This window comes from Methylobacterium sp. NMS14P (genome assembly GCF_028583545.1).
Taxonomy (GTDB): domain Bacteria; phylum Pseudomonadota; class Alphaproteobacteria; order Rhizobiales; family Beijerinckiaceae; genus Methylobacterium.
This window is the reverse complement of the sequence record NZ_CP087106.1, coordinates 6,119,208-6,136,451: the sequence shown is the minus strand read 5'-3', so window position 1 is coordinate 6,136,451 and position 17,244 is coordinate 6,119,208. Positions and strand designations below refer to the sequence as shown.

Sequence of the window (17,244 nt, the reverse complement as noted above, 5' to 3'; positions counted from 1 at the left end):
CTAACCATCCGCTCGGCAGATCTTGCCGGGTACGTCCCGGGCCCGTCCCGGACGAACGGCAGCGGGTGGCATCGATGGCAGAGACGGCGAGCGCGCCGGCACAGACAGGGGCGGCGGCGGTCCTCGGCCAGCTCGCGCTGCCGACGCGCGGCGACCTCCAGGCGCTGTCGAAGCGGTCGGACCTGCTGTTCGCGACCGGCGTGCTGGGGATCCTGGCGGTCCTGATCTTCCCGCTGCCGGCGATCCTGCTCGACCTGCTGCTGGCCGTGTCGATCATCCTGTCGGTGCTGATCATGATGACCGGCCTGTCGATCGACAATCCGCTGGAATTCACCGTCTTCCCGACGCTGCTGCTCATCGCCACGATGCTGCGGCTCGCCCTCAACCTCGCCTCGACGCGCCTGATCCTCGGGCACGGGCACGAGGGCACCGCTGCGGCCGGCCACGTCATCGAGGCCTTCGGCCACTTCGTGATGGGCGGCAACTTCGTCATCGGGATCATCGTGTTCGCGATCCTGATCATCGTGAACTTCGTGGTCATCACGAAGGGCTCGGGCCGCATCGCCGAGGTCGCGGCGCGCTTCACCCTCGACGCGATGCCCGGCAAGCAGATGGCCATCGACGCCGACCTGTCGGCCGGCCTGATCGACGAGAAGGCCGCGAAGGCCCGGCGCGCGGCCCTGGAGGAGGAATCCTCCTTCTTCGGCGCCATGGACGGTGCCTCGAAGTTCGTGCGCGGCGACGCGGTGGCGGCCCTGCTGATCACCTTCATCAACGTGGTCGGCGGCATCATCATCGGGGTGGCGCAGCAGGGCCTGAGCTTCGGAGAGGCCGCCAAGAGCTACACCCTGCTGACCATCGGCGACGGCCTCGCGAGCCAGGTCCCGGCGCTGATCGTCTCGACGGCGGCGGGCCTGCTGGTCTCCAAGGCCGGCGTGCGCGGCGCCGCCGACAAGGCGCTCGGCAAGCAGCTCGCGCACTACCCCAAGGCGCTGGGCATGTCGGCGGCGGTGATGCTGCTGATCGCCCTCCTGCCCGGCATGCCGATGCTGCCCTTCGTCCTGCTGGGCGGCGGGGCCGGCTACGCGGCGTGGCGCATCAACAAGACCGCCAAGCTGGCGCCGCCCCTCGATGCCCAGGGCGTCCCGATGGATGCGGCCGCGGTCGCCGCGGCCAGCGCCGCCAAGGAGGAGACGGTCACCGACCTGCTGAAGCTCGACGATCTCAAGCTCGAGATGGGTTACGCGCTCCTCGCCCTGGTCAACGGCGAGGGCCAGGACCGGCTCACCGACCAGATCAAGGCCCTGCGCCGCCAGCTCGCCGCCGAGCTGGGCTTCGTGATGCCGTCGGTGCGCATCCTCGACAACGTCCAGCTCGACGCCAACGCCTACGTCGTGCGGGTCAAGGAGATCGAGGCGGGCACCGGACGGATCTTCCCCGGCCAGTTCATGGCGATGGACCCGATGGGCGGTCAGGTCCAGCTGCCCGGACAGCACATGCTGGAGCCGACCTTCGGCCTGCCGGCGACCTGGATCGACGCGGCCCTGCGCGACCAGGCCCAGCTCAAGGGCTACACGGTGGTCGACGCCGCCACCGTGGTGTCCACGCATCTCACCGAGGTCATCAAGGCCCACGTTTCCGAGCTCCTCAACCACGTCGAGGTCTCGAAGCTGCTCCGCGAGCTGCCCAAGGAGCACGCCGAGTTGCTCAAGGAGATCGTGCCGTCGCAGATCTCCACCACCGGCATCCAGCGCGTGCTGCAGTTCCTGCTCTCCGAGCGGGTCTCGATCCGCGATCTCGGGGCGATCGTGGAGGCGATCGCCGAGGTGGCGGGCGCCGTGAAGAACCCCCGCGACGTCGTCGAGCACATCCGGGCGCGCCTGGGCCGGCAGATCTGCGCCCAGTATCAGGATCCGAACGGCATGCTGCCGATCATCACCCTGTCGCCGGCCTGGGAGCAGGCGTTCATGGAGTCGATCGTGGGCGAGCGCGAGGAGCGCTACCTCGCGATGCAGCCCTCGAAGCTCAGCGAGTTCGTCAACACCGTGCGCGACCGCTTCGAGACCGCGGCGCGCCAGGGCGAGATGCCGGTGCTCGTCACCTCGGCCCAGACGCGGCCGTTCGTGCGCTCGATCATCGAGCGCTTCCGCCGCGAGACGCCGGTGATGAGCCAGGCGGAGATCCACCCGCGGGCGCGGCTGCGGACGGTGAACTCGATCTGAGGATCGATCGGCCGCGGCGCCCGCGCGGCCGCGGGCGCCTCCGCTCTGCGGAGGCCGCCGCACCCGTCACGCGGGTCGTCCGACGGATCGGTGCGGGCCGCGCGGCGTCACGCGCGCGCGGCGGGCTGATCCGAGCGGGTGTGCGGCGTGAAGGTCGAGGGCCGACGCGACGGCGTGACGCCGCTCGTGGCGTCGGCATCCAGCCCCCTCAGATCGCCTTCTGCTTGAGCTCCCGCTCCAACTCGTGCGCGTCGAGACCGGGAACGACGACGGGCGGCTCCGGCACGGCCGCTGCCTTGTGCCCGTGCGCGGCCGTGCCGATCGCCGCGGCCAGCCGCGAGCGCTCGAAGGCGATCACCACGATCACCGAGACCAGCGCAGGCAGCCAGAAGTAGAAGATCCGGAAGATGATCACCGCCGCGATGATCGCGTCCTTCTGCGCCTCGTCGGTGATGTGCATCGCGGTGATGAACACGATCTCGAACACGCCGAGGCCGCCCGGCGCGTGCGAGGCCAGCGCCACCGAGAACGAGGCTAGGAAGATCGCCAGGACCGGGATGAAGCCCGGATTCATCGCCTCCGGCAGGGCGAAGTAGATGATGCCCGCCGCGCCCAGAAGCTCCAGCGGCGCCGCCAGCAGCTGGCGCCCCATGATGCCGGGCCGGGGATACTCGAGCTTGAACGACCGGATGTGCAGCGGCCGCAGGTGCAGGATCGAGCCGATCACGTACAGGCCGACGAAGCCCAGCATGCCGATGCCGACGATCAGCGCGGTCTTGGAATCGGTGAGGAAGCTCGGCAGCTTGCCCTCGAGGCGCGTCAGCAGGTGCGGGTCGACCACCAGCGTGAAGCCGCCGAGCAGGATGGTCCCGAGGAAGAAGGTGAACGAGCAGAGCGCCACCAGCACGGCGACCTGCGCCGCCGTCAGGCCCTTGGCCGTGTAGGCCCGGTAGCGGACCAGGGCGCCCGAGAAGACCGAGGCGCCGATATTGTGCGAGAGCGCGTAGGTCGTGAACGAGCAGAGCGAGACGAAGAGCCACGAGATGTGGCGCACGCCCAGGTGCAGCAGGGCGATCCGGTCGTACCAGGCGAGCGCCGCGTAGGCGACCAGGGTCGAGAGGGCCGCCAGCAGGATCCGGTGCGGCGGGATCGCCAGGATCGCGGCCCAGATCGCCGAGAGCGAGGTCGTCTTCAGTTCCTGGTAGAGGAAGTAGCCCGATATCACGACGGCCGCGAGGCCGATCAAGGGCCAGATGAACTCGCTGATCTTCTTCATGAACACCGACGCCCTGGGGAGAGCCCCTGATGCGCCGGCACGCGACGCGCTGCAAGCGGCATGGCACCGCCGCGATCCCCCTTGTCAGGTGATCGTGACGGTTTCGTGCCGCGGGAGCCGGCCGAGCGGTCCGACGGACCGCGTCAGCCCCGGGCGCGGTTGAGGCCGATCCCGTCCATGGCGGCCTGGTCGCGGGCCGATTCGGCCGCGCGCTCTGCGGTCCGCTCGCGGTCGTTCAGGATCTCGACCTTCTTGAGCTCCTCGAACGCCTCGCCCAGCTCGGCCTTCGCCTCGGCGAGCTGGCCCTCGAGAGCCTGGGCGGACTGGATCATGTTGTCCCGGCGCGTCGCCGCCGCGCGGGCGTAAGTCGGGTAGGCGAAGTGACCGACGTCGGTGATTCCGGCTCGGGCCTCCTCGACGGCGACCTCGCGATCGAGCTCCACCGCCATGCGCTGGAAATCGGCCATCATCATCTCGATCTGGGTCACGCGCCGGCGCTTCTCGTCGACCTGGAAGCGGCGCAGGCGGATCAGCGTGTCACGCGATTTCATCAGGACGCTCACTCCACGCAACGCTTGAGGCCGCGCCCGGGACCGTGCCCGGACCGTGCCTGTGCGCGAGCCTGCCCACGGCAGACCCGCCCGGATCCCCCACGCGCACCATGATCGCGCCGAAGCGTTAACGCCCCGGCCCATAGTGCCTAGGCCCCGCCGATGATCTCGGAGAGCCGTGCGTAACCATCGCCGATGGACGTTGCTTCTTCCTTACCCTGCCCCAGAAAAGCCTCAAGATGCGGCATGAGCGCGACCGCCTCGTCGACCTCCTGGGAGGAGCCGGCCCGGTAGGCGCCGAGGCGGATCAGCTCCTCCATGTCGGCGTAGGTCGACAGCAGCCGCCGCGCGCGCCGCACGACCGGGAGATAGGCCGGGTCGCAGGAGCGCGGCATGGTGCGCGAGACCGAGCGCAGCACGTTGATCGCCGGGTAGCGCCCGCGCTCCGCGATGGCGCGCTCCATCACGATGTGGCCGTCGAGGATGCCCCGCACCGCGTCGGCGACGGGCTCGTTGTGGTCGTCGCCCTCGACCAGGACGGTGAACAGGGCCGAGATCGTCCCCTGCCCCACCCCGGGGCCGGCCCGCTCGAGCAGCCGCGGCAGCTCCGAGAAGACGGTGGGCGTGTATCCCTTGGCGGTCGGCGGCTCGCCGGCGGCGAGGCCGATATCGCGCTGGGCCATCGCGAAGCGCGTGATCGAGTCGATCATGCACAGGACCTTGGCGCCCTGATCGCGGAAGTGCTCGGCCACCGACAGGGTCACGTAGGCCGCGTTCCGGCGCATCAGGGCCGGCTCGTCGGAGGTCGCCACCACGACCACCGAGCGCGCGAGGCCGGCAGCGCCCAGATCGTCCTGAAGGAATTCCTGCACCTCGCGGCCGCGCTCGCCCACGAGGCCGATCACCGCCACGTCGGCGGCGGTGTAGCGGGCCAGCATCGACAGCAGCACGGACTTGCCGACGCCGGACCCGGCGAAGATGCCCATCCGCTGGCCGGCGCACATGGTCAGGAAGGTGTTGATGCACCGGACGCCCAGATCCAGCGGGCCGCCGACCCGGGTGCGGGCATGGGCGGGGGGCGGATCCGCGCGCAGGGAGTAGACGTCGCCGCCCTGCGCCAGGGGGCCGAGCCCGTCGACCGGCCGCCCGAGGGCGTCGATCACCCGGCCGAGCCACGCGCCGGAGGGCCGGATCGCGCCGGCCGATTCGTCGCGAACATAGGCGGGGCAGCCGCGCCGCACGCCCTCGAGCGAGCCGAACGGCATCGCGAGTGCCCGGTCGCCCTGGAAGCCGATGACCTCGCAGGGGACGAGCCCGTGGCCGTTGGCCCCCTCGACGTCGACCCGGCCGCCGAGTCGCATCGCGGCCACAGGGCCGGCGACTTCGACCAGCAGGCCGCGGATCGCCACGACCCGCCCGAAGGTCTCCAGCACCTCGATCCGCTCCAGGGCCGCCTGCGCCGACGCGAGGGAAGCAACGGATCTTGCCGGATCCTGTGTCATCGGCCTGGCTCTCAACGCTTCGTTTACCGGCCTCCTTAACACTGCGGGTCACGGGCTCGTAGCGGCTCGATCCGGGTCGCGGCCACGGTCGCGCCCGACGAAGTCGTACCGGTGTGTCCGACGGACAACACCGGGGATCGAATCGTTGCGCAGGAAGTACTTACGCCGAAGGGGGCGAGCGGCCTGGACGTGGACGGAACGGAATCGGGGCCGTGGGCGCGATCGGAGGAACGCTGTTTCTCCTGTCAAGCTCGCGGAACTGCGAACGAGACGCTTGCGGGCAGGAATCAGGTTTTGTTAACGATTAATCCATAGCGTTCCACGTCAAGAGCGACGGAGCGCCCGTCCACAGGCCGGTGGCGGGCGAAGGCTGGGACGTGTCTGCGCGCTGATGCGGCCGGCGGGGCTGGGGACCGACGATGCGGGTACTTTTGATCGAGGACGACAGCGCGACCGCGCAGAGCATCGAGTTGATGCTCAAGTCCGAGAACTTCAACACCTACACCACCGACCTCGGGGAAGAGGGTGTCGATCTCGGTAAGCTCTACGATTACGACATCATCCTCCTCGATCTGAACCTGCCCGACATGTCGGGCTACGAGGTGCTCCGCTCGCTGCGCGTGGCGAAGGTGAAGACCCCGATCCTGATCCTGTCCGGCATGGCCGGCATCGAGGACAAGGTGAAGGGCCTCGGCTTCGGCGCCGACGACTACCTCACCAAGCCGTTCCACAAGGACGAGCTGGTGGCGCGCATCCACGCCATCGTGCGCCGCTCGAAGGGCCACGCCCAGTCGGTCATCACCACCGGCGACCTGATCGTGAACCTCGATCAGAAGACCGTCGAGGTCGGCGGCGCCCGGGTGCACCTCACCGGCAAGGAGTACCAGATGCTGGAGCTCCTCTCGCTCCGGAAGGGCACGACGCTCACCAAGGAGATGTTCCTCAACCATCTCTACGGCGGCATGGACGAGCCGGAGCTGAAGATCATCGACGTCTTCATCTGCAAGCTGCGCAAGAAGCTTGCCAACGCCAGCCAGGGCAAGAACTACATCGAGACCGTCTGGGGCCGCGGCTACGTGCTGCGCGAGCCGATGGACGGCGAGGAGCGCATGGCGGTCTGAACCGCCGGTCGCACCATCCCGTGAAAAACCCCGTGCGGTCCGGCCGCGCGGGGTTTTCGCGTTCCGGGGGTGTCCGCGGACCTCACCGCGTCCCGGTGGCGGAGAAGACCTGCGCGGCCGGCGCGATCACCACGTAGCCGCCGCAGGGCGCGGCCCGGCTGATCACCGCGCTGGCGACACCCCAGATGTAGGTGCCGCGGCGATCCTGCGCGACGACCGGGCCGCCCGAATCGCCGAAGCAGACCCGGGCGCCGTTGGCCCGGGCGATGGTGAGCCCGGTGCTGCTCGCCGCGATCGGCGTCAGCGTGGCGGTGCGCAGGCGCCCGACCGTCCGGCCGGAAAGTCCCGCGCCGGCGATGCGCAGGCTCTTCGGGACGCGGCCGGGATCCGCCGCCAGCGGCACGGGCCGCCGATCGCGCACCGGCTCGGTCAGCCGCAGGACCGCGAGGTCGAGGGAGAGGTCGGAGAGGCTGACGCCCGACGCCTCGTTCGGCAGCATCTCCCCCGGATCCGGACTGTAGCGGGCGGCGACCCGCGCCCCGTAGACCGGCCGCGCCGGCTCGGCGCCGCGGAAGAACACCACCAGCGCGCCGAGGGGATCGCCGTTCACGCAGTGCGCCGCCGTGAGCACGAGGTCGGGGGCGATCAGGACGCCCGAGCAGCGTGTGAGCTGCAGCGCCTCCTCGGGCCGGGTGATCGTGCCGATCGCCACGGTGGCCTGCGCCAGGGCATCCCGGCCCGCGGCCGACCCGCCGTCGATGGCGGCGGCCGGCCCCGACAGGCCCAGACCGAGGGCCAGGGCCGAGGCGGCGGCGGCGCACCGCGCCCCGATGGTCCCGAAATTGGTCCCGTAGCTGGTCACGTGCTGCTCTTCTCCGCGGCGAGCCCCCGGACCACAGATGCCGCCCGCACCGCGCCGCGCAAGCGGGCGCGAGGACGCGGCCGCCGTGACATCCGTGTCATCGGTGGACGGCCCGGCGATCAGCGCGACACCGTCCAGGTCGTGGTTCCGTCCTTGTTATCCTTCACGGCGACGCCCATCGCCGCGAGGGCGTCGCGCGCCCGGTCGGAAGCGGCCCAGTCCCTGGCGGCCCGCGCCGCGCGGCGCTCGGCGATCAGCGCCTCGACCGCCGCGACGTCGACCCCGGACGCCGCGACCTGATCCTGCTCGCGGTCGCTACGGGTGCGCGCGAGGAAGCCCAGCAGGTTCGCGCCGGCGCGCAGCGCCCCGGGCTGCGCCTCCGCACCGCTGCCGAGCCGGTGCAGCTCGTTGATCGCCGCCGGCGTGTTGAGGTCGTCGCAGAGCGCCTCGACCACCCCGACGGGTATGTCGGGCGCGGCGGGCGCGTCGCCGGCGGCGTTGTACCAGCGGTCGAGCACGCGGGCCGATTCCTCCAGGCCGCGCAGGGTCCAGTCGATCGGCTGCCGGTACTGGGTCTTGAGCATGGTGAGGCGCACGACCTCGCCCGGCCAGTCGTTCAGGACATCGCGGATGGTGATGAAGTTGCCGAGCGACTTCGACATCTTCTCCCCCTCCACCTGGAGGAAGCCGTTGTGCAGCCAGACGTTGGCCATCACCGGCGTGCCGAAGCAGCAGCGCGACTGCGCCACCTCGTTCTCGTGGTGCGGGAAGATCAGGTCGATGCCGCCCGCGTGGATGTCGAAGGTCCGGCCGAGATGCTTGGCCGACATGGCCGAGCACTCGATGTGCCAGCCCGGCCGCCCCGCGGCCGCGATGCCGGCGGGCGACGGCCAGGACGGCTCGCCGGGTTTCGCGGGCTTCCACAGGACGAAGTCGAGGGGCGAGCGCTTGTAGGGGGCGACCTCGACCCGGGCGCCCGCCTCCATCTCGTCGAGGGGCCGCTTCGACAGGCCGCCGTAATCCGGCATCGAGGGCACGTCGAACAGCACGTGGTCCGCCGCCACGTAGGCGTGGCCGGCCCGCACCAGCCCCTCGATCATCGTCACCATCTCGGCGATGTGGTCGGTGGCGCGGGGCTCGACGAAGCGCGGCCGCGCGCCCGGCACGTTCACGTCCTCCGGCGTGAGCACGCCGAGGTCGCGCACATCGCGGTGGAACTGCGCGAGCGTTCCGTCGGTCAGCTCGCGGATGGTGATACCGCGCTCGGCCGCCCGGGCGTTGATCTTGTCGTCCACGTCCGTGACGTTGCGCGCGTAGGTGACGTGCTCCGGCCCGTAGAGGTGGCGCAGGAGCCGGAACAGGAGGTCGAAGACGATGATCGGCCGGGCGTTGCCGATATGGGCGGCGTCGTAGACCGTCGGGCCGCAGGCGTAGACGCGGACATGCTGCGGGTCGATCGGCGCGAAGGCTTCCTTGGTGCCGGTCAGCGTGTTGTAGAGCCGCAACATCGGCGCCATGAAACCCATCCCTCTTCCGGCGCCGCGGATGACGTCCCGCCCGGAGCCGTGGCCGGAAATCCGGCCCTGCCTTCAACGACCTGAGGGCCCCGCGCGGCGAAGAGCGGCCGAAACGTGGCGGATCCGCCAGCCCCGGCACGGCACCCTGTTGCATCGCGGCGACGGCGCGGCCCGTGCGATGGGGCTAACCCAAAAGCGTGAGGAATTCGAGATGGCCTGCGCGCCATGCGGGTAAGGCTTCCTTAACCGCGCCGTCGGACCGTCCCGGCCACGATCCTCACGCCACAGATCCTGTGCCCAAGGACAATCCATGCGACGCTCGGCCGCCGGTTCCCTCGCTCTCGCCACCGTTCTCGCCTGCGCGGGCCTGACCCACGTCGCGCTGGCCGGCACCGACGGCGAGACCCCCGCGAAGGCGCCGGCCCATGTCGAGAAGACCTTCCTGATCCCGTCGAGCGACGGCTACGGCGTCGGCGAGTGCCTGACGACGCCGAACAGCGCCTGCGGCCAGGTGGTCGCCAACGCGTGGTGCGAGGCCCAGGGCTACGCCGCGGCGAACTCCTACGGCGTGGCCGCCGCCGACGAGTACACCGGCGCGATCAGCCAGCCGGTCCCGGCCCCGTCCGAGCGCCCGATCCGGATCACCTGTCAGGACTGAGCCGGCCGCGGGCGGCCCGTCGCCGGGACGCCGCGCCGATCGCCCCGGTCACCGGGCGCCGCTCACTTCATGAAGTCGGCGCATTTCTGCGCCGGTTCGGTGCCCCAGGGCGCCAGCGGCACCGCCGACGTCGAGTTCTTCGGCGAGCCCTGAATGACCTTGTCCGAGTAGACCATGTAAATCAGCGTGTTGCGCTTGGCGTCGCAGCCGCGGACGATCTGCATCGACTTGAAGATCAGCGACCGGCGCTCGCTGAACACCACCTCGCCCTGGCTGAGCTTGCCCTTGAAGGCGATCGGCCCGGTCTGCCGGCAGGCCAGCGAGATGTCCGAGACATCCTCTGCCAACCCCAGCGTGCCCTTAATCCCGCCCTTCTCGGGCTGGGTGTACCAGCAGGCCACGCCGGAGACCGCCGGATCGTCGACGCCGTAGACCACGAGCTTGTCGTTGGGCGTCAGCGGGCGCCAGACCGTCGACTTGTCGAAGATCCGGTCCGGCTCCTGCGCCGAGGCCGGACCGGCCGCCGCCAGGCCCAGGGCGAGAAGCCCAACATAGGTGAGACTCCGAAACAACATCGCCGGTCAATTCCCCCTCACGCTTGCCGGCCGGATGTAGGAGGGGTGTCGCGGTCTTGCGAGGGGGCGTAGAATGGCCCCGCTTCCGTTCCGAAGCGCGGATGCGCGCGAGCCCGGATACTCCGGATCGCCGCGCACCCGATCAACGCGATGCAGCCTATGCCTCACCGCCCGATCGTCCGTACGCTCGGCCGCCTCATCCTGAGCGCGGCCATGGCCCTCGGACTGTCCTATCCGCTCGCCACCTCCGCCAGCGCGCAGGAGACCGGGTCCGGTCCGCCGCCCGCCGAGGCGCGGCCGGCACCGCAGCTGCCGTCGCCGCAGTGCCGGCGCTACCGGGCGGAGCTGGCCTCGCTCCAGAGCGGCGCCAGCACGACGCGCGCGCTGAACGACGAGATCGGGCGGCTCGAGGCCTATTTCCGCGGGCTGAACTGCGAGGGCGGCAAGTTCCTGTTCTTCGACACGCGGCCGCCCCAGTGCGGCGCGGTGGAGCAACGCATCCGCGCCCTCAAGGCCACCTACGGCGGCGCGGTGATCGACGACAGCGGCGCCCGGAAGCGCGAGCTCCAGGGTCTGGTCGCCTCCACGTGCCCGCCGCGCGAGGCCTATGCCGGCTCCGGCGAGGCCTACGGCCGGGGCGGCCCGCAGATGGTCTGCGTGCGGACCTGCGACGGCGGCTACTTTCCGATGAAGAACCTGCCCGAGGGCCGCGGCGGCGCCGACGAGATGTGTCAGGCGCTCTGCCCGGGGACCGAGGCGCAGGCCTATTCCATGCCGTACGGCGACGATGCCCTGAAGCACGCCGCCTCGGTGAAGGGCAGCCGCGCCTACGGTAACCTCGCGAACGCCTTCAAATTCCGCAAGGAGTTCGTGCCGAACTGCTCCTGCAAGCCGGAGGGCAAGTCCTGGGCGCAGTCCCTGGTGAAGGCCGAGAGCATGCTGGTCCGGCACAAGGGCGACATCTTCGTGACGCCGATGCAGGCCGAGGCCCTGTCCCGGCCGAAGGTGCGCCTCACCCTCGTCGGCCGGGCCGACCGGACCGCGGCGGAGCTCGCCGCCGACGCCGCCGGCCGCGCGGGCGTCGACACGAAGGGCGCCACCGGACTCGGCCGCGACGATGCGGCGAAGGCCGATCCCGCCGCGACCGACGGCGCGAAGGCCGCGGAGGCCAAGCCGGATCACGTTGCCGTGCGCATCATCGCGCCCGACGTGATCGCGGTGCCCCAGCGCCTCATGCCCTGAGGCCGATCCGCGTCCAAGCGCGCGGAACCAATCGCGGCGTCCCGTGTTCGGCTCGGCCTGAACCGAGACGAGACCGCGATGCGCCTGCTCCGCCTGATCCTCCTCACCGGCACGGTGCTGCCGGCCCTCTCCCTCGTGCAGGTCGCCGACGCCGCGCCGGGAAGGATCCAGGTAGCGCAGGGCGGACCGGACGAGCGCGGTCCCCGCGGCGGCGAACCCCCGCACGGCGGTCCGCGTCCCGAGCGTCCTCCGCAGGAGCGCCCCGGCCCGCCACAGGGCCCGCCGGCCGCGCGCGAGCGCCCCGAGCCGCGGCCGGAGCGTGCCCCGCCGCCCCCGCGCGAGCGTCCCGAACCGCCCGCCCAGCGCCAGCCGCAGGCCGAACCGCCCCCGCGGGAGCGCGCGCCCGAGCACCGTCCGGAGGCGCCGGCGGCCCGTCCCCCGGCGCCGGATCGGCCTGACCGCCAGCCGGATCGTCAGCAGGACCGACAGCAGGACCGGCGGGATCAGCAGCCGGACCGTCCGGACCGTGGGCCGCAGGAGCGGCCGGCCTCGAGGCGGCCCGCACCCGAGCGTCAGGAGGCACCGGATCGCGATCAGGCCCCGACGCCCCAGGGGCGGCCCGGGCCCGAGCGTCCGCCAGCCCCGCCGCAGCAGCGCCAGGCACCCGACCGGGACCGTCCCGGCCCGGATGACCAGCCGAACCGTCCCGCGCAGCGCGACGCGGCCCCCGACCGGGCCGCGCCGGATCGCGGACCGCCCGGCCAGCGTCCCGGCGGACCGGGTGCGCCCGGCGATCGCTCGCAGCCGCCGAACGCGACCCCCGGCGCGCCCGGCCGGCCGGTCCAGCGCCTCGACGCGCAGCCCGAGAACCGCCAGCCCGAGAACCGCCAGCCCGAGAACCGCCAGCCCGAGAACCGCCAACCCGAGAACCGCGCCCAGCCGAATGCCGGTCCCGGCACCGAGCCCGGCCGGCCGCAGCCGCCCAACGCGGCGCCGGGCGTTCCCGGACGGCCGTTCCAGCCCCAGGGAGCCCAGCCCGAGGGGCGGACGCCGGCCCAGCTGAACGGCGCCCCCGGCGCCGAGCCCGGCCGGCCAGTACCGCCCAACATGGCCCCCGGGATCCCGGGACGGCCGTTCGTGCCGCCGGGGCAGGCGCCGACCCCCGGACAGGCCCCGCCGCCCGGTGGGCCGCAGCCCGGGATGCCGCCGGGACAGCCCGGCCAGCCGCCCGCGGGCGGTCCCGGCCGTCCGACCGACCCGAACGCCTTCAACCGGCCGGGCCAGCCGGGCTACGTCCCCGGCGGCTTCCGCCAGAACGACAATGTGCGCGACTTCGAGCAGGTCCGCACCGACCGCCGCGAGTTCCGGGAGGACGGCCGCACCTACTACCGCGAGCCCGGCCGCATCATCGTGCAGGACCGCGACGGCTACCTGATCCGCCACGACGAGAACGAGCGCTTCCGCACCCTCGACCCGCGCGGCTACCGGTTCGAGCGGCAGGGCGCCGACTTCTACAGCTACGTCGACCGGCCCGGCGGCGAGCAGATCGTCACCGTCACGAACGACGACGGGCGGATGCTGCGCCGCTACCTCCGCTATCGCGACGGCCGCGAGCTCATCCTGATCGACAACAGCTATGCCGGCCCGCTCCGCCCGATCTACGAGGACGTGGTGGTGCTGCCGCCCCCGGAGATCCGCATCCCGCGCGACCGCTACGTCGTGGATTACGCTCAGGCCGACGAGGCCGAGGTCTACGAGGCGCTGACGGCGCCGCCCGTGGTGCAGGTCGATCGCCGGTACACGCTCGATCAGATCCGCTACAGCCCGGACCTCCGCGCCCGCCTGCGCTCGGTCGACATCAACACGATCACCTTCGACACGGGCTCGTTCACTGTGACGCCCGATCAGGCGGCCAAGCTGTCGGTGATCGCCGCCGCGATGAACCGCGCCATCCAGGCCAACCCGCGGGAGGTGTTCCTGATCGAGGGCTTCACCGACGCCGTCGGCTCCGCGCTCGACAACCTGTCCCTGTCGGACCGGCGTGCCCAGGCGGTGGCGACCGTGCTGACCGAGCAGTTCCGCGTGCCGCCGGAGAACCTGACCACCCAGGGTTACGGCGAGCAGTACCTCAAGGTGAACACGCAGGGCCCGTCGCGGGAGAATCGCCGCGTCGTCGTCCAGCGGATCACGCCGCTGCTGCAGCAGGGCCAGGGTCAGGGTCAGGCAGCGCCTCCGCCGCCGCCGCCGCGGTGAGGCGGCGCCGCGCGGGCATGTCCTGCGCGGCAGTTGACCGTCCGGCCTCCGCGCCTCACCACCGGTTGAGGACAGCGGCGCAGGACGATGATGGACAGCGAGGCGGATGGCGAGCTCATCCGGTCGGGCACACCGGTATTCCGCCGCACGGCTCTGGCCCTGGCGGCGGCCGGCTTCTCGACCTTCGCGGTGCTCTACGCGGTCCAGCCGCTCCTGCCGATCTACGCGGAGGATTTCGGCGTCTCGCCCGCCGCGAGCAGCCTCGCGCTGTCGCTGCCCTGCGGGCTTTTGGCGGTGGCGCTGCTGGTCGTCAGCCCGCTCTCGGAGATCTGGGGGCGCAAGCCGGTGATGCTGGCCTCGCTGGTCGCCTCGGCGCTGCTCACGATCGTGGCTGCCCTGGTCCCCGGCTGGTACGGTTTCCTGGCGCTGCGCGCGCTCACGGGACTGACGGCCAGCGGCCTCCCGGCCGTCGCCATGGCCTATCTCGCCGAGGAGATGGACGCCAAGGCCATCGGCCTGTCGATGGGCCTGCTCGTCGGCGGCAACGCGCTGGGCGGCATGTCGGGCCGCCTGATCAGCGGCGTGATGGCGGACTTCGTGAGCTGGCGCGCCGGGCTCGCGGTGATCGGCGGCCTCGCGCTCGCCGCCGCGCTGGCGTTCTGGCGCTGGCTGCCGCCCTCGCGCCGCTTCGTGCCGCGCCGTCTGGCCTGGGCCGAGGTGCCAGGCAGCTTCGCCCACCATTTCCGCGACGCCGGCCTGCCCTGGCTCTTCGCCGAGGCGTTCCTGCTGATGGGCGGCTTCGTCTGCATCTACAACTATATCGGCTTCCGCCTGCTCGACCCGCCCTACTCGCTCAGCCAGGCGGTGATCGGGCTGATCTTCTCCGTCTACCTCGCCGGCATGATCAGCAGCCCGGTCACCGGCGAGCTGGCGAGCCGCTTCGGCCGCCGCCGCGTCCTCTGGGTCGCCACGGCCGTCGGCCTGGCGGGGATCGTGATGACGCTGTCGGACCACCTGCTGCTGATCCTCGCCGGCATCGTGGTGACGACGGTGGGCTTCTTCGGCGCCCACGCGGTCGCGAGCAGCTGGGTCGGGCGGCGGGCCCTGCGCGACCGGGCCCAGGCCTCGGCGATCTATCTCGGCCTCTACTATCTGGGCTCGTCGGTCCTCGGGACCGCGGGCGGCTGGTTCTTCGCCCATTCCGGGTGGAACGGCGTGGTGCTGTTCGTGGGCGGGCTGTACGGTCTGGCGCTGACGATCGCCCTGCGGCTGTCCCGCCTGAAGCCGCTCGCGACCTGAACCGGGAAATCCGCCGATGACCGCCCGCAGCCACACCCGACACGTCGTCGACCAATTCGGCGCGCAGGCCTCCGCCTACGTCACCAGCGCCGTGCACGCCGCCGGCGCCGATCTCGACCGGATCGGCGCGCGGGTCCGCGCGCGCCCGGGGCTGCGGGTGCTCGACCTCGGCTGCGGCGGCGGCCACGTCGCCTTCACGGCAGCGGCGGCCGGGGCCGCCGTCACGGCCTACGATCTCTCGGCCGAGATGCTGGCGGCGGTCGCGGCCGAGGCGTCCCGGCGGGGGCTCGACCGGATCGAGACCCTGCAGGGCGGCGCCGAGGCCTTGCCTTTCCCGGACGCGAGTTTCGACGCGGTCCTGACCCGCTACAGCGCCCACCACTGGCGCGACGTGCCGGCGGCCCTCGCGGAGGCCCGGCGGGTGCTGCGGGCGGACGGGTTCCTCATCGTCAGCGACATCGTCGCGCCCGAGGATCCGCTGCTCGACACGCACCTTCAGGCGGTGGAGCTGCTGCGCGACCCCTCGCACGTGCGCGATTACCGGGTCTCGGAATGGCGGGCCCTGCTGGAGGCGGCCGGCTTCGAGCCCGGCGCCGCGACGGCGAGCCGGCCGCGCATGGAGTTCGCGAGCTGGATCGCCCGGATGCGGACGCCGGCGACCCACGTCGCGGCGATCCGGGCGCTGCAAGCCGCGGCGCCCGCGGAGGTCGCGGCGCATTTCGGCATCGAGGCCGACGGCAGCTTCCTGCTCGACGCCGCGCTGATCGAGGCGCGCCCGAAGCCCGGCCGCTGATCGCTCAGGCGGCCGCGCCGGACAGCCGGCGCTCCGCCCGCTCCCGCCCGATCAGCGGCAGCAGGCCGGCGAGGTCCGGCCCGTGCTCCAGGCCGGTCAGCGCGAGCCGGAGCGGCATGAAGAGGCCGCGGCCCTTGGCGCCGGTGCGGGTCCGGATCTCGGTCGTCCACGCCTTCCAGGTCTCCGGGCCGAACGGCTCGGGCGGCAGGGTCTCGCGCGCGGCCGCGATCACGGCGGGCTCGGTGAGCACCGGCTCGACGGGACCGACCACGACCCGCCACCAGTCGGCCGCCTCCGCGACGCGCCCGAGATTGGCCCGCACCGCGAGCCAGAAGGCCTCGGCCCGGTCCTCCGGGATCCCGAGAGCCGCGAGGCGCCCGGCCGCCTCCGGGTACGGCATGGCGTGGATCAGGCGGGCGTTGAGGCCGTCGAGCTCCGCCGGGTCGAACCGGGCCGGCGCCCGCGAGATCTCGCAGAGATCGACGAGGCCCGCGAGGGTGTCGAGGTCGGGCACCGCCCGCACCGATTCGGCCGAGCCGGTGAGGACCGCCAGCGAGCGCACCGCCGCGGGCTCGTAGCCGGCCTCGCGCAGGCCGCGCAGCGACAGGTGGCCGAGGCGCTTCGACAGCCCTTGCCCGTCGGCTGTGGTCAGCAGGTTGTGGTGGCCGAACACCGGGATCGCCGCACCCAGCGCCTCGAAGATCTGCACCTGCACGCCGGTGTTGGTGACGTGGTCCTCGCCGCGGATGACGTGGGTGATCCCGAGATCGGCGTCGTCCACCACCGACGGCAGCGTGTACAGGTAGCTGCCGTCGGCGCGGATCAGCACCGGATCGGACAGAGACGCGCAGTCGACGTGGGCCGGACCGCGGACGAGGTCGTCCCAGCCGACGGTCCGCGCCTCCAGCAGGAACCGCCAGTGCGGCCGGCGGCCCTCGGCCTCCAGCGCCGCCCGCTCCTCGGCGGTGAGCCGCAGCGCGGCCCGGTCGTAGATCGGCGGCTGGCCGCGCCCGAGCTGGCGCCTGCGGCGGCGCTCCAGCTCTTCCGGCGTCTCGTAGCAGGGGTAGAGCCGGCCCGCTGCGCGCAGGCGGTCGGCGGCGGCGTCGTGCTGCGCCGTGCGAGCGCTCTGCCGGGCGAACAGGTCGGGCACGATGCCGAGCCACGCCAGATCCTCGCCGATCGCCTCGGCGAAGGCCTCCGTCGAGCGCTCCGCGTCGGTGTCGTCGAGGCGCAGCAGGAAGCGGCCGCCGGTCCGGCGGGCGAACAGGGCGTTGAGCAGGGCCGGCCGGGCGTTGCCGATATGGAGATAGCCGGTCGGCGAGGGTGCGAAGCGGACGAGAGTCATGGCCCGCTCTCTAGCCGATCTCTGCGGG

The 17,244-nt window shown here is 72.1% G+C and carries 14 protein-coding genes; 7 read left to right on the top strand and 7 right to left on the bottom strand.

Features of this window, described 5'->3' with window-relative positions; all coding sequences use genetic code 11:
• The first annotated feature begins 74 nt into the window (after positions 1–74).
• Positions 75–2,222 carry a flagellar biosynthesis protein FlhA gene (flhA, locus tag LOK46_RS29215; protein ID WP_273561780.1) on the top strand — a complete coding sequence of 716 codons (2,148 nt, stop codon included), beginning with the start codon at positions 75–77 and terminating at the stop codon, positions 2,220–2,222.
• Positions 2,223–2,430: 208 nt separating this feature from the next.
• On the opposite strand, the gene LOK46_RS29210 is transcribed toward flhA, so the two are convergent.
• The 3 genes from LOK46_RS29210 to fliI form a co-directional block, all read right to left on the bottom strand.
• A complete protein-coding gene (locus LOK46_RS29210; RefSeq protein WP_273561779.1) occupies positions 2,431–3,498 on the bottom strand; it encodes a lysylphosphatidylglycerol synthase domain-containing protein in 1,068 nt (355 codons plus the stop codon).
• 143 nt (positions 3,499–3,641) lie between these two features.
• The gene (gene fliJ, locus LOK46_RS29205) at positions 3,642–4,049 is read right to left on the bottom strand and encodes a flagellar export protein FliJ (RefSeq protein WP_012322462.1); all 408 of its coding nucleotides are present in this window, start codon (positions 4,047–4,049) and stop codon (positions 3,642–3,644) included.
• 149 nt (positions 4,050–4,198) lie between these two features.
• Entirely contained in the window at positions 4,199–5,551 is a 1,353-nt protein-coding gene (gene fliI, locus LOK46_RS29200; protein WP_273561778.1) for a flagellar protein export ATPase FliI, read from the bottom strand.
• Between the two features lie 419 nt (positions 5,552–5,970).
• Between fliI and ctrA the strand changes: the two genes are divergently transcribed.
• Positions 5,971–6,672 (top strand): response regulator transcription factor CtrA, encoded by a 702-nt coding sequence (gene ctrA, locus LOK46_RS29195; protein ID WP_010683835.1) that lies wholly within the window; start codon positions 5,971–5,973, stop codon positions 6,670–6,672.
• Positions 6,673–6,754: 82 nt separating this feature from the next.
• Here ctrA and LOK46_RS29190 read toward each other — a convergent pair whose 3' ends face one another.
• Both LOK46_RS29190 and cysS read right to left on the bottom strand, forming a co-directional pair.
• Positions 6,755–7,534, bottom strand: a complete 780-nt coding sequence (locus LOK46_RS29190) for a trypsin-like serine protease (RefSeq protein WP_273561777.1) — start codon at positions 7,532–7,534, stop codon at positions 6,755–6,757.
• A 119-nt stretch (positions 7,535–7,653) separates the two neighbouring features.
• On the bottom strand, positions 7,654–9,051 hold the full coding sequence (gene cysS, locus LOK46_RS29185) for a cysteine--tRNA ligase (RefSeq protein WP_273561776.1): 1,398 nt from the start codon (positions 9,049–9,051) through the stop codon (positions 7,654–7,656).
• A 310-nt stretch (positions 9,052–9,361) separates the two neighbouring features.
• Here cysS and LOK46_RS29180 point away from each other — a divergent pair, with 310 nt between their 5' ends.
• Positions 9,362–9,709 (top strand): hypothetical protein, encoded by a 348-nt coding sequence (locus LOK46_RS29180; RefSeq protein WP_273561775.1) that lies wholly within the window; start codon positions 9,362–9,364, stop codon positions 9,707–9,709.
• Between the two features lie 62 nt (positions 9,710–9,771).
• On the opposite strand, the gene LOK46_RS29175 is transcribed toward LOK46_RS29180, so the two are convergent.
• Complete coding sequence (locus LOK46_RS29175; protein ID WP_273561774.1) at positions 9,772–10,284, bottom strand: CreA family protein; 513 nt, start codon at positions 10,282–10,284, stop codon at positions 9,772–9,774.
• 159 nt (positions 10,285–10,443) lie between these two features.
• On the opposite strand from LOK46_RS29175, the gene LOK46_RS29170 reads away from it, so the two are divergent.
• From LOK46_RS29170 to LOK46_RS29155, 4 genes are all read left to right on the top strand, one after another.
• Positions 10,444–11,526 carry a DUF2865 domain-containing protein gene (locus LOK46_RS29170; RefSeq protein WP_273561773.1) on the top strand — a complete coding sequence of 361 codons (1,083 nt, stop codon included), beginning with the start codon at positions 10,444–10,446 and terminating at the stop codon, positions 11,524–11,526.
• A 78-nt stretch (positions 11,527–11,604) separates the two neighbouring features.
• A complete protein-coding gene (locus LOK46_RS29165; RefSeq protein WP_273561772.1) occupies positions 11,605–13,779 on the top strand; it encodes an OmpA family protein in 2,175 nt (724 codons plus the stop codon).
• 90 nt (positions 13,780–13,869) lie between these two features.
• Positions 13,870–15,078 carry an MFS transporter gene (locus tag LOK46_RS29160; RefSeq protein ID WP_273564713.1) on the top strand — a complete coding sequence of 403 codons (1,209 nt, stop codon included), beginning with the start codon at positions 13,870–13,872 and terminating at the stop codon, positions 15,076–15,078.
• Positions 15,079–15,094: 16 nt separating this feature from the next.
• Complete coding sequence (locus LOK46_RS29155; RefSeq protein WP_273561771.1) at positions 15,095–15,871, top strand: class I SAM-dependent methyltransferase; 777 nt, start codon at positions 15,095–15,097, stop codon at positions 15,869–15,871.
• Positions 15,872–15,875: 4 nt separating this feature from the next.
• Here the strand turns inward: LOK46_RS29155 and LOK46_RS29150 are convergent, their stop codons facing one another.
• The gene (locus LOK46_RS29150; RefSeq protein ID WP_273561770.1) at positions 15,876–17,216 is read right to left on the bottom strand and encodes a glutamate--tRNA ligase; all 1,341 of its coding nucleotides are present in this window, start codon (positions 17,214–17,216) and stop codon (positions 15,876–15,878) included.
• Between the last annotated feature and the right edge of the window lie 28 nt (positions 17,217–17,244).